12 protein-coding genes and 1 pseudogene are annotated in these 11,843 nt (G+C 60.1%); 5 read left to right on the top strand and 8 right to left on the bottom strand.

Annotation, left to right across the window (positions count from 1 at the left end; genetic code table 11):
• Positions 1-204: 204 nt before the first annotated feature.
• Together ACA059_RS04920 and ACA059_RS04915 are read right to left on the bottom strand one after the other, a co-directional pair.
• Positions 205-612, bottom strand: coding sequence for an HPF/RaiA family ribosome-associated protein (locus ACA059_RS04920; protein WP_008150614.1), 408 nt, complete (start codon positions 610-612; stop codon positions 205-207).
• Between the two features lie 213 nt (positions 613-825).
• Positions 826-1,773: a LysR substrate-binding domain-containing protein gene (locus ACA059_RS04915; RefSeq protein WP_497632937.1), complete on the bottom strand. Its 948-nt coding sequence runs from the start codon at positions 1,771-1,773 to the stop codon at positions 826-828.
• 135 nt (positions 1,774-1,908) lie between these two features.
• Between ACA059_RS04915 and ACA059_RS04910 the strand changes: the two genes are divergently transcribed.
• Both ACA059_RS04910 and ACA059_RS04905 read left to right on the top strand, forming a co-directional pair.
• The gene (locus tag ACA059_RS04910; RefSeq protein ID WP_497632936.1) at positions 1,909-3,285 is read left to right on the top strand and encodes an L-serine ammonia-lyase; all 1,377 of its coding nucleotides are present in this window, start codon (positions 1,909-1,911) and stop codon (positions 3,283-3,285) included.
• Positions 3,286-3,344: 59 nt separating this feature from the next.
• Positions 3,345-4,646 (top strand): serine/threonine transporter, encoded by a 1,302-nt coding sequence (locus ACA059_RS04905; RefSeq protein WP_192410188.1) that lies wholly within the window; start codon positions 3,345-3,347, stop codon positions 4,644-4,646.
• 54 nt (positions 4,647-4,700) lie between these two features.
• Here ACA059_RS04905 and ACA059_RS04900 read toward each other — a convergent pair whose 3' ends face one another.
• Complete coding sequence (locus tag ACA059_RS04900) at positions 4,701-4,922, bottom strand: hypothetical protein (protein WP_497632935.1); 222 nt, start codon at positions 4,920-4,922, stop codon at positions 4,701-4,703.
• A 23-nt stretch (positions 4,923-4,945) separates the two neighbouring features.
• Between ACA059_RS04900 and ACA059_RS04895 the strand changes: the two genes are divergently transcribed.
• Positions 4,946-5,263, top strand: coding sequence for a DUF3509 domain-containing protein (locus ACA059_RS04895; RefSeq protein ID WP_497632934.1), 318 nt, complete (start codon positions 4,946-4,948; stop codon positions 5,261-5,263).
• On the opposite strand, the gene ACA059_RS04890 is transcribed toward ACA059_RS04895, so the two are convergent.
• Positions 5,260-5,760, bottom strand: a complete 501-nt coding sequence (locus ACA059_RS04890; protein WP_497632933.1) for a phosphate-starvation-inducible protein PsiE — start codon at positions 5,758-5,760, stop codon at positions 5,260-5,262. The genes ACA059_RS04895 and ACA059_RS04890 overlap by 4 nt on opposite strands.
• A gap of 291 nt (positions 5,761-6,051) precedes the next feature.
• Here ACA059_RS04890 and ACA059_RS04885 point away from each other — a divergent pair.
• Positions 6,052-6,306: pseudogene (locus ACA059_RS04885) on the top strand (YebG family protein); the annotation flags it as partial.
• Between the two features lie 162 nt (positions 6,307-6,468).
• Here the strand turns inward: ACA059_RS04885 and ACA059_RS04880 are convergent.
• From ACA059_RS04880 to ACA059_RS04865, 4 genes are all read right to left on the bottom strand, one after another.
• Positions 6,469-7,578: a dihydrolipoamide acetyltransferase family protein gene (locus ACA059_RS04880; protein WP_497632932.1), complete on the bottom strand. Its 1,110-nt coding sequence runs from the start codon at positions 7,576-7,578 to the stop codon at positions 6,469-6,471.
• A 16-nt stretch (positions 7,579-7,594) separates the two neighbouring features.
• On the bottom strand, positions 7,595-8,581 hold the full coding sequence (locus ACA059_RS04875) for an alpha-ketoacid dehydrogenase subunit beta (protein ID WP_123365325.1): 987 nt from the start codon (positions 8,579-8,581) through the stop codon (positions 7,595-7,597).
• Positions 8,574-9,668: a pyruvate dehydrogenase (acetyl-transferring) E1 component subunit alpha gene (pdhA, locus tag ACA059_RS04870; protein ID WP_497632931.1), complete on the bottom strand. Its 1,095-nt coding sequence runs from the start codon at positions 9,666-9,668 to the stop codon at positions 8,574-8,576. The genes ACA059_RS04875 and pdhA overlap by 8 nt, the downstream gene beginning before the upstream one ends.
• A 115-nt stretch (positions 9,669-9,783) precedes the next feature.
• Entirely contained in the window at positions 9,784-10,803 is a 1,020-nt protein-coding gene (locus ACA059_RS04865) for a Glu/Leu/Phe/Val dehydrogenase family protein (protein ID WP_497632930.1), read from the bottom strand.
• A 183-nt stretch (positions 10,804-10,986) separates the two neighbouring features.
• On the opposite strand from ACA059_RS04865, the gene ACA059_RS04860 reads away from it, so the two are divergent.
• Entirely contained in the window at positions 10,987-11,790 is an 804-nt protein-coding gene (locus ACA059_RS04860; RefSeq protein ID WP_497632929.1) for a SirB1 family protein, read from the top strand.
• Positions 11,791-11,843 lie beyond the last annotated feature (53 nt).

Here is an 11,843-nt window from a genome sequence, read left to right as displayed (position 1 = left end):
GACCTTGAAACGGGTGAGGCCTCGTGAATGTCACGGAGCCAACAAGGTCGCAATACTAATGATAAATATTCTCATACGCAAAACAGATCCGATGGGATCGCTGTTACGGCAGCCCAAATGATCGTTCCCACGCGCACAAACAAGAACGGGCCTGCATAAGCAGGCCCGTTTTCAGTAGTGGAAAGGTAAAAAATTAATCAGGCTTCAACCGTTTTGCGCAGCCTGTTCGTTCTCAAGAAATTCGTCTTCCAGCAGCGCATCGGCTGCGACTCTCTCGAACGGCACGACAGCGGCACGTGGTTTGCCCCGCAGTTTGCCGAACAGGTGTTCCAGCGCATGTTCAAGTTTTTCGGCCGCACCGTCGATCGCCAGTTCCAGGTTTGCGGCTTTGTGGGTGACAGAAATCGGTTGGTGGCCTTTTGGCCGCGCTTCCAGCTGACAGCGCATGTCATGGGGACCGGGCTTGTCGCCGTTCTCGTCCCGCAGATGAACCTCGACGCGTGTCAGGTCCTCTTCATAACGTTCGAGCGTGCTCTCAATGGTAGTACGTACCCACTCCTCCAGTCGGATGCTGCTTTGAATATGGTTATCGCTGTTGACTTGGATTTGCATAGTTCATCCCTTATTTCAGCTAGCTCGCGAGAGGCACATCGGCTGGCCCTTGGGCGTCATCACCGTGACCTCTTACTTACACAATCGGTCTGCTCGCAGAACAATTCAACCCCTAAAAAAAGATAATTTTTCATACGCAAAAAAAGCCGGACAAGGAGCAAAAGCGCTGTTAAGGTCGGGAGTTGGGTCGCCTGACTCTTTTGTCACAATTGCTCACATCTGCCGCTCCGTCAGCGGATGCAGGCTTCGAAATATCCCCGCCTCCTCCACCAGCCAGTCATGCACCGCACGCACGCCCGGATGGCTCAGGGCCCCAGGCGCATAGAGCAGCACGTAACGCTTGTGATTGGGCACCGCCAGGCCAAACGGCACGATCAACGTCCCCCGCTCCAACTCATCGTTCAGCAAGGTTCGTCGCGCAATCGCCACGCCCATCCCGGCAATCGCCGCTTCTATGGTCAGGTGATTGCGATTGAAAGTGTGCCCGCGCCGCACGTCCGCGCCTTCGAAGCCGATGGCGTTGAGGTAGAACTCCCATTCCGCGTACTCGTAACTGCCGCGCCAGGCGGTAATGTCGTGCAGCAACGGGAAATGCATCAGGTCCGCCGGGCCATGCAGCGGCGGCCGGCCGCGCAGCAGGCTTGGGGCACAGACGGGGAAAATCTGCTCGTCGAGCAAGGTTGTCGATAACAAACCGGGATAGCTGCCGTCATTCAGGTCGATGGCCAAATCGAAGTCGCCTTCGTGTAATGGCACGCTGCTGTCCTCGGCCACCAGGCGCAATTGAATGTCCGGGAATCGCTGCTGCAACCGCGGCAGACGGGGGGTCAGCCATTTGCTCAGGAACGATGGAATCGAGCGCACCCGCAGAATGCCGCTGATCATTCCGGCGTCCAGTCGTCGCAATTCCGCATCGATGCTGCCGTAAGCCTCGTTGACCGTGATGGCCAGTCGCTGGCCTTCAGCGCTCAATTCCACGCCGCGAGCGCGACGATGAAACAGGCGAAAGCCCAGTCGCTCTTCCAGCTGTCGAATTTGCTGACTGACCGCACCCGGCGTGATGTGCAGTTCTTCGGCGCATCGGGTGAACGACAAGTGCCGCGCGGCACAGGAAAACACGTGCAGCCAGACGTAAGTCTGGGCGTGCAATTGGCGACTCATTGTTTAGTCCTGCTAAAGGCTTTCTTAGGAAGTTTCGTTGGTCACGTAGGACCGAGGTAGGCAGTATCGCCGACATTGCGCTTGTCCTACAAAAATGGCAGCGATTTCTCTTCCATTGCTTGTATAGGCTTTAGCATGGCTATCAGTGTTTTCGATCTCTTCAAAGTCGGTATCGGTCCGTCCAGTTCCCACACCGTCGGCCCGATGCGCGCCGCCGCGACCTTCGCCCAAGCCCTGATTGACCAACAATTGCTGGCCGACGTACGGCGAGTAGAAATCCGACTTTATGGCTCGCTGTCGGCGACCGGCGTCGGTCACGCCACCGACCGCGCCTGCGTCATGGGCCTGATGGGCGAGTGGCCGGACAGCATCGATCCCACGTCCATCGACAGCCGAATCCAGACCCTGCGCGAAACCGGCGAACTGTCTCTGGCAGGCAAAACCACCATCGCCTTCAACTGGCAACGCGACCTCCTGCTGCTCGACGAGAGCCTGCCCTACCACCCCAATGCGATGTCCCTGACAGCCTTCGGCGAAACCGGTGAGTTGTGGGAGCAAACGTACTACTCGATCGGTGGCGGTTTTATCATCGAAGCGGCCGAAGCCGAGTCCGGCATCGCGCCAGCCAGCGATGTGGTGCTGCCGTACGATTTTTCCAGCGCCGCCGAACTGCTCAAGCTCTGCAACCTGCACGGTCTGCGCGTTTCCGAATTGATGATGGCCAATGAATTGGCCTGGCGCAGCGAAGCCGAAATCCGTCAGGGCCTACTGCAAATCTGGTCGGTGATGCGCGAATGCGTCGAGCAAGGGCTGCGCCATGAAGGCATCCTGCCCGGCGGTCTGAATGTTCCCCGTCGCGCGGCGAAATTGCACCGCAGCCTGCTGGAAATCGGCAAGCCGAATGTCATCACCTCCACGCTGTCGGCCATGGAGTGGGTCAACCTATTTGCCCTCGCCGTGAACGAAGAAAACGCAGCGGGCGGGCGCATGGTCACGGCGCCGACCAACGGCGCGGCGGGGATCATTCCGGCGGTGCTGCATTACTACATGAAATTCAACCCGGACGCGTCGGACGATGACGTGGTGGCGTTCTTTTTGGGCGCTGCGGCCGTAGGAATCCTCTGCAAGAAAAACGCCTCTATCTCCGGCGCCGAAGTTGGCTGCCAGGGCGAAGTCGGCTCCGCCTGCGCCATGGCCGCCGCCGGTCTGGCGGACGTGCTCGGCGCCACACCCGAGCAACTGGAAAACGCCGCCGAAATCGGCCTGGAACACAACCTCGGTCTGACCTGCGACCCGGTCGGCGGCCTGGTGCAAGTGCCGTGCATCGAGCGCAACGCCATTGCCGCCGTGAAGGCGATCAACGCTACGCAAATGGCCCTGCGCGGCGACGGCAAACACTTCATTTCCCTGGACCGGGTGATCCGCACCATGCGCGATACCGGCGCCGACATGCATGACAAATACAAAGAGACTTCACGGGGCGGCCTGGCTGTTAGCTGGGTGGAGTGCTGAGGAGCATTCCTTGACCGTCCGCACGTGAGCCCGAGCAAGAACAATAACGAGGCCAAACGATGACCGATGTACGTACACCTGCTGCCGATAATCCTGCTGTAGACCTGACACGCAATAGCGAAATAACCCACAAAGGCTGGAGTAAACACGACACCACCTGGATGCTTGGCCTTTATGGCACGGCCATCGGCGCCGGCACGCTGTTCCTGCCGATCAACGCCGGCGTAGGCGGTTTCTGGCCGCTGCTGATTCTGGCAGTGCTAGCCTTCCCGATGACCTTCTTCGCCCACCGCGGCCTGACCCGCTTCGTGTTGTCCGGGCGCTCCGGGGACATCACCGAAGTGGTGGAAGAACACTTCGGCATCGGTGCCGGCAAGCTGATCACGCTGCTGTATTTCTTTGCGATCTTCCCGATTCTGCTGGTGTACAGCGTGGCGCTGACCAACACCTTGAGCAGCTTCATGGAGCATCAGTTGCACATCGCCCCGCCACCGCGGGCAATTCTGTCGCTGGTGCTGATCCTCGGTCTGATGGCGATCGTCCGTTGCGGTCAGGGCGTCATCGTCAAATGCATGAGCGTGCTGGTTTATCCGTTCGTTGCGGCGTTGCTGCTGCTCGGTTTGAGCCTGATCCCGAACTGGAACGGTGCATTCTTCGCCACCGCCAGTGAAGGCATGCCGATGCCACTGTTCTTCAAGACGTTGTGGCTGGCGATCCCGGTGATGGTGTTTTCGTTCAACCATTCGCCGATCATCTCCGCCTTCTCCGTCGATCAGAAACAGCGTTACGGCGAACAGGCCGAACGCAAAAGCAGCGGCATCCTCGCCATCGCCCACGCGATGATGGTGGTGACGGTGATGTTCTTCTGCTTCAGCTGCGTGCTGGCCCTGTCCCCGGCTGATTTGGCGGCTGCCAAGGCGCAGAACATCTCGATCCTGTCGTACCTGGCCAATCACTTCCAGACGCCGGTCATCGCTTACGCTGCGCCGCTGATTGCGCTGGTGGCGATCACCAAGTCCTTCCTCGGCCATTACATCGGCGCCAGCGAAGGCTTTCAGGGGCTGATCGTGAAAAGCCTGCGCGGCCGTGGCCGGGTGATGTCTGCCAGTTGGCTGAACCGCGTGACCGCGCTGTTCATGATCCTCAGCTGCTGGGCCGTGGCGACGTTCAACCCGAGCATCCTCGGCATGATCGAAACCCTCGGCGGGCCAATCATCGCGTGCCTGCTGTTCCTGATGCCGATGTACGCCATCCGTCGCGTGCCGGCCTTGCGCCAGTATTCGGGTCAGGCCTCGAACGTGTTCGTGGTGTTGATCGGTTTGATTGCACTGTCTGCGATCATCTACTCATTCATGCCCTGAAACGGGCAGGTAAAAAGAAGGCGGGCCACAGAGCCCGCCTCTTTTTTGCCGTGTCTATTGTTCGACAATTTTTCCGGCATGCCCCTTGCTAAGTTCTACGTAGGAGCTGCCGAAGGCTGCGATCTTTTGATCTTCAGCGCCTTCACTTACGTCAAAAATCAAAAGATCGCAGCCTTCGGCAGCTCCTACCAAAACAGATGATGGCGATATGGCTATGGAATGGCCGATGGTCCGGTATTGCGAACCAACCCGATCATGGCGGGTCAACAACTGCACGTTCAATCAGGCGGTAGCGCATCATGGACAACCCTTTTCAGCTCATTACCGATGCTTTTGCACCGGATTATCAGATCAACCTGAGCATTCAGGGTCTGGATGGCAGCATCATGCTGACCCTGTCCAACAGCGGTCACGTGGTCGCCAAACGGATGATCAGCGCCGAACAACGCAATGACCCCCAGCGCATCAAACGCCTGGTGCAAAGCATTCAATTCGGCATCGCCATCGAACAGGGCCACAGCGCCGTGGCCATCCTCGAAGCCATGACCGACGGCGACAATTGCAACCTGCCGCCGCCCCGCGTCAAGGGCCACAGCCGGCCAGCCATGCGGCTTTAAATCTCGCCCTTCTCCACTTCGGGATGCTCACCGGAACCCGCACCAATCTTGCGTTGCGGGTGTTCGATCTTCACCGAAGGGAATTGCGACGAAGCGTAACGCACCACCAGAATCGCAAACGCCAGCAGCAGAATCCCGCCGCACAGGTAGATGATGCCGATATCCGGCGGATTGTGGTGCGAGACGTTGGAGATCAGCAGCCGCGTCAACGCTGTGATCGCCACGTAGATCAGGAAACGCACCGGCATATGGTTGGTCTTGAAGTAAATCCCGACCATCGCCCCCAGTTCCAGGTAGATGAACAGCAGCAAGATGTCATCGATCTTGATGTGCCCTGCTTCGATCATCCCCAGAAATTCCATCACCGCCGCCCACGCGGTGACGGCACCAATGGCGAACAGCGCCAGGTAGTGGAAGGTCTCGACGAACAGGTTGCCCAGAGACTCGGCCAGTTGGTGCACGTTCTGCCGCAGGTTCTCGGCCCAATTGATTTTCACGATGATTCTTCCTTAGCTCGGTTCGAGCGGATGATGCGGGTTTGACGTGACGGTTGTTCTGCATGCAGAAAAAAGGCCAGAGGCGCCTGCCACATGATGGCGAGGTGCTCTAAAACGCGCTCCGTGGCGTTTGGTCGCACCCGGTGGGTGCTGATCGGGCTGACAAACCCTGATTTCGGTCTACATTAAAAAGCCACTACCCAAAGCGCAGGGATTCGCTTATCCTTTTCGCTGTATATAAATACAGTAGTCGAATAAGACAACTTAATGTGAAGGCATGTGAGGTGGTGAATGGCCGTCGAAGTGGTATACCGCAGCAGCCGAGATCTGGAGCGCTTGTTCATGGATAAAGCCGAAGCTGACCGTCATGACAAAATGCTCGAACTGGCCGAATTGCTGGCTGAAGTGTTGCAAAAAGCCGTTCCGTCCCTGACCGAGCAGCAAGTGGAAGAAGCCGGGATCTACATGGCGAAGAACCGCGATGTGTTCGCCAAGGCGTTCAAGAGTCAGCCGGACGCGTTGTCCGAATTGCTCAATGCGCCTGCTGAAGTCGTTGAAAAGGCTGCCCCCGTTGAGGCGCCTGCACCTGTTGAAGTCGCTGAGCCGACCAAGCCAGCTAAAGCCCCCAAGGCTGCCAAGTAAGCAACGCCCGAATTGAATAGGCCCTGAGTCAAAAGACTCAGGGCCTTTTTCATGCCTGAGAAAAACCTAAGCTTCGGGTTGTTCCAGCGCCTCGACCAGCGCCTTGAAGAAACGTGCCGCCTCGCCTCCCGTCACCACGCGATGATCGAAAGTCAGGGACAGCGGCAGGACCGGATGCACCACCACCGCGCCTTCAACCGCCACCGGTTCATCACGAATCGCGCCAGCGGCGAGGATCGCCACTTGCGGCGGCACCACCACCGGGTTGGCGTAGCGACCGAACAAGGTGCCGAAATTCGACAACGTCAGGGTCGCGCCCATCATTTCCTTGGGCGGAATCGATCGCGCCTGCACATCGGCCCTTAATCGCATGACGCCTTCCTTCAAATCAGCCGAAGTGCGATGACCGACATCGCGCAGCACTGGCACGAACAAGCCGTCCGGGGTGTCCACGGCGATGCCCAGATCGAGCCGTTCGTGTTGATTGAGCGACAGGCTTTTGCCATCGAAGGCACTATTGAGCACCGGCTCCACGGCGCAAGCAGCCGCCATCGCTTTGGCGAGACGAATCAGCGGTTCGCGGGCCTGCCCCCAGCGATGCAGGTCGGCGTCACCGAAAATCGTCACTGGCACGACTTCGGCATGGGATCGGGCCATGTTCAGCGCCATGCTGCGCCGCACACCGCGCAGCTTCTCACCGCCGAAACGCTCGCGTTCAGTGTGAGCCGCGTTTTCCACATCCGTACGGGTGATCAGCCCCCCGTGGCCAGAGCCCGTCACCCCGCTCAACTCCACGCCGAGTTGCCGGGCCAGTTGCCGCACGGCCGGCGTGGCGCGAGTCGCCAGGTGCTCTCGGGTCGAGGGGGCCGCCCCGATGAAAAACGAGTCCTCCTGACTGCTGCCGCCACCTTCGAGTCGCCCCACTACGGTGCCCGCATCGGCTTCGCCTTCGTAACCGAGCAGGGGTTCACCGACGTGAATGATGTCACCCTCGCCGCCGTAGAGTTTTGCCACAACGCCGTCGTATGGCGCGGGAATATCCACCAAGGCTTTGGCGGTTTCCACCGACACCAGCAGTTGATCGGCCTTGACGGCATCGCCGACCGCGACGTGCCAGCGGACGATTTCCGCCTCCTGCAAACCTTCGCCCAGATCCGGCAGTTTGAAATATTTCATCGCAGCCTCCTTGGGTTCAGGCGAAATTCAATACCGTGTCACAGGCGTGAAGAATGTCCTCGACGTTGGGCATGTACAGCGATTCCAGTCGATACAGCGGCGGCGGAATGTCCGGCGCAGTGACTCGCTGAATCGGTGCCTGCAATTCCAGCAACACCCGTTCGTAGAGGCTCGCGGCGATTTCCGCACCGACGCCACAGGAACGCGGCGCTTCATGAACGATCACACAACGACCGGTCTTGCGCACCGAGGCTTCCATCGTGTCGAGGTCCAGCGGCTTGATACTCGCGACATCGATCACTTCCGCCGAGACGCCCCGCTCGGCCAATGCGGTGGCGGCTTGCAGGGTTTCCATCACGCTGGCGCCCCAGCTGATCAACGTGATGTCGCTGCCTTCGCGCAGGGTGAAACAGCTGTCCAGCGGCAGGCGTTTACCGTCATCCACCAGCGTTTGCGGGTTCATGCGATAGAGCCGGGTCGGTTCGAGAAACACCACCGGGTCCGGGTCATCGATGGCCGCCAGCAACAAGCCATAGGCCCGGGCGGGCGATGACGGGATCACCACCCGCAGCCCTGGAATGTGCGCGAACAATGCTTCAGTGCTTTCGCTGTGATGTTCCGGCGCGCGAATCCCGGCGCCCATCGGCGTGCGCATCACCATCGGGCACGTGATCCGCCCGCGTGTGCGATTACGCATTCGACTGGCGTGGGACACCAGGTGCTCCATGGCCGCGTAGATGAAACCCATGAACTGGATTTCCACCACCGGTTTCAGGCCCTGAGCGGCCATGCCGACCACCAGTCCGCCAAGCATGGTTTCGGCCAGCGGCGAGTCGATGACTCGCTTGAAGCCAAAGCTGTCGCGCAGCCCTTGGGTGGCGCGAAACACGCCGCCGTTCACTCCGACATCCTCACCGAGGACGATGACGTTCTCGTCTTCGCTCATCGCCCGATGCAGCGCGAGATTCACCGCTTCCAGCAACGTGACTTTGCCGTTACTCATGGCTCGAATCTCCCGCGCGGCGCGCCGCCCTTTCGAGCAACTCTTCGCGCTGCCCGGCGAGGGACGCCGGCCAATGGGCGTAGACGTGATCCATGACCGATTCGGGCGCCTGAATACCCGCCGCCTCGAAGTTATCCACAGCGCGCTGCACCAGCCCCTGACACTCGCTGATCAGCGCCTGTTCGCGACCTTCGTCCCACACGCCCTGCCCGACCATGAAACGTTGCAGGCGTTTGACCGGCTCTTCGAGCCAGGCTTGCTTGACCTCGTCTGCCGGCCGGTAGCGCGTGGCATCGTCGGCGGTGGTGTGGTCGCCGAGGCGATAGCTCAGGCATTCCAGCAACACCGGGCCTTTACCGTGACGCGCCCTTTCGAGGGCCACTTGTACTCGGTCGTAAACCGCGAGCATGTCATTGCCGTCGACCTGCTCTCCGTGGAACCCTGCGCCGATCGCTTTCTGTGCCAGGGTCGGAGCGCCGCACTGAATCCGTCGTGGCACCGAAATCGCCCATTGGTTGTTATTGACCACGAACACCACCGGCAACTGCCAGGCACCGGCGACGTTGAGGGCTTCGAGGAAATCGCCCTTGCTGGTGGCGCCGTCGCCGCAAGTGGTGACGGCGACCCGATGCTCACCGCGGATTTTGAACGCGCTGGCGACGCCGCAGGCATGCAAGGCCTGGGTGGCAATCGGCACACAGATCGGAAAGTCCTGGGCCGCCGCCGGTTCGGCAAAGTCGCTGCCGCGCTCGTCGCCACCCCAGTACAGGAGGATTTCTTCCATTCGCACCCCACGCACCAACTGCACGGCGGTGTCACGGTAATACGGAATCAGCACGTCTTCGGCGTGCATCACGCTGCCAACGGCGACGCCAATGGCTTCCTGGCCCAACGTCGGCGCATAAGTGCCGATGCGCCCTGTGCGTTGCAGGGCGACGGCTTTCTGATCGAAAAGGCGGGTCAGGACCATCTGCCGATAAAGGCGCGTCAGCAAATTGAAATCGTCGGCCCAGGCAGGAAGTTCGCCGAGCAATTGGCCGTCAGGGGATAAAAATCGGGTGTAAGGCAGCTCAACCTTGTGAGGCATCACAGGGGCTCCTGGCACGCCGCGTCAGCGTGCGTCAGTCAAGCCTGACGCTTGTGGCACCAGGCCTTGGGAGCAAGTCTGCCGGATAGGCCCTCACTCCTTCATCGGTTCAACCTCATCGATACAGCACTTTCTCCGCCAACTCGTCAGCCACTCGGGCCGGCGAGCGTTTTTCCGCTTGGGCATGGGCGAAGACTTCGGTCAGCCGGGAGCTGATTTTCGACAGGTGTGCGGTGATGGTCGTGAGCGCTTCGCCGCGGTGCTTGAGCGAAACGTAGATCAGCCCGCCGGAATTGATCACATAGTCCGGCGCATACAGAATGCCCCGCCGCTCCAGTTGATCGGCGACTTCCAGATGGGTCAATTGGTTGTTCGCCGAGCCGGCCACCGCCGCGCAACGCAGTTGCGTCACGCTGTGGCTATTGAGCACGCCACCGAGGCCGCAGGGCGCGAGAATGTCACAAGGGGTGCTGAGCAGCGCGTCGTTGGCGATCGGGTGAGCGCCAAGTTGCTCCATCGCCAGTTGGACCTTGCCGTGATCGATGTCACTGACCAGCAGCTCGGCACCGGCGGCGTGCAGTTGTTCGGCGAGGGCATAGCCAACGTTGCCGAGCCCTTGAATCGCCACTCGCAGGCCTTCGAGGTTATCGCTGCCCAGCCGGGCCATGGCGGTCGCACGAATACCGGTGAACACGCCCATCGCCGCGTGCGGTGCAGGGTCGCCCGCCGAGGTGGTGCTGGTGACGTGTTGGGTTTGTTGGGCGATGCAATCCATGTCCGCCACGGAGGTGCCACTGTCGATGGCGGTGATGTAGCGGCCGTCGAGCTGATTGATGCAACGCCCGAAGGCTTCGAATAGCGCGGCGCGGTTTTCCACATGGACCGGGCGAACAATCACCGCCACGCCGCCGCCCTGAGCCAGGCCGGCCAGCGCCGCCTTGTAACTCATGCCTTGGGCGAGGCGCACCGCATCCTCGACGGCGGACTCGTCGCTCGGATAGGCAAGGTAACGACACCCGCCCAGGGCAGGCCCCAGACGGCTGTTATGAATGGCAATGACCGCCTTCAACCCGGTGACCGAGTCGACGCTCAGATGCAGGGATTCAAGGCGAGTGCTTTGCATGAGAGCGAACATCGTCGGGCTCCCGAATCACTTCTTGTAGTCGCCAGTATAGGCTTGCGCCCGAAAATTGCAGAAGCGCACCGGAATAAGCGACGCCACCATGCAGACTTTCGGACATAACCTGCAACCGCCTATGTCCGGCACTGGACGAATGGCGGAGACGGGGCTAAAACGAGGCATTAGCCGGAGATTTTGATGACCCCCCGCCAACGTTTTTTCGACTGTCTGCAACGTTCACCGCCCGCGCTGTTCGAGGCGGCGCTGTGGATTGCCGCCGAACACGACACTGAGGTAAATCCGGAGGCGGTGCTGCAAGATTTCAAGGACCTGCAACAACGGGTCAGTTATGGCTTGCCGATGTTGCCGGTGAGCGAGTTGGCCCAGCCGTTGTTACGGCGTATGAATGACCTGGGATTCGCTCAGGACGACTCCACGCCATTGCGTCCGCAAGTCGCGCTGGTCAATAAAGTGCTGGAACGCAGACGCGGGCAGCCGCTGAGTCTGGGATTGATTGCCCTGGAACTGGCCAAAGGGCTGGAAATTCCCATGGTTGGAGTCAACTTCCCCGGGCATTTCCTGCTGCGGGTACCGGGCGCCGATCACCTGCTCGACCCATGCGGCGGACGTCGGTTGTACCCCAACGATTGCCGGGAACTGCTGCAACGCCAGTACGGCCCGAACATGAAGCTTGGCGCCGAGCATTTGCTCACCGCCGAGCCGGTGCAAATGCTACAGCGGCTGTCGCGCAACCTGCGTCAGTTACACCTTTCTAACGATGACTACATCGGCGCTCTGATCGACGCCGAACGAGTGCTGGAACTGGGCAACGCCAGCGCCTCCGACTACCTCGCCCGGGCCAGCCTCTATCAACGGCTGGATTGCCCGAATGCCGAGCGCTTCGACCTCGAGCATGCACTGCTGCTCAGTGACGACCCGATCCAGCGGATTCGCCTGACTGAACGATTAGGGCACCTGCCGCCAAACTCTATCGTCCATTAAAAGCAAAGGATCGCAGCCTCGTTTCACTCGACAGCTCCTACAGGGGGTCGCGA

It is taken from the genome of Pseudomonas sp. LBUM1647 (assembly GCF_059716175.1).
This window is presented reverse-complemented; position numbering and strand designations above follow the sequence as displayed.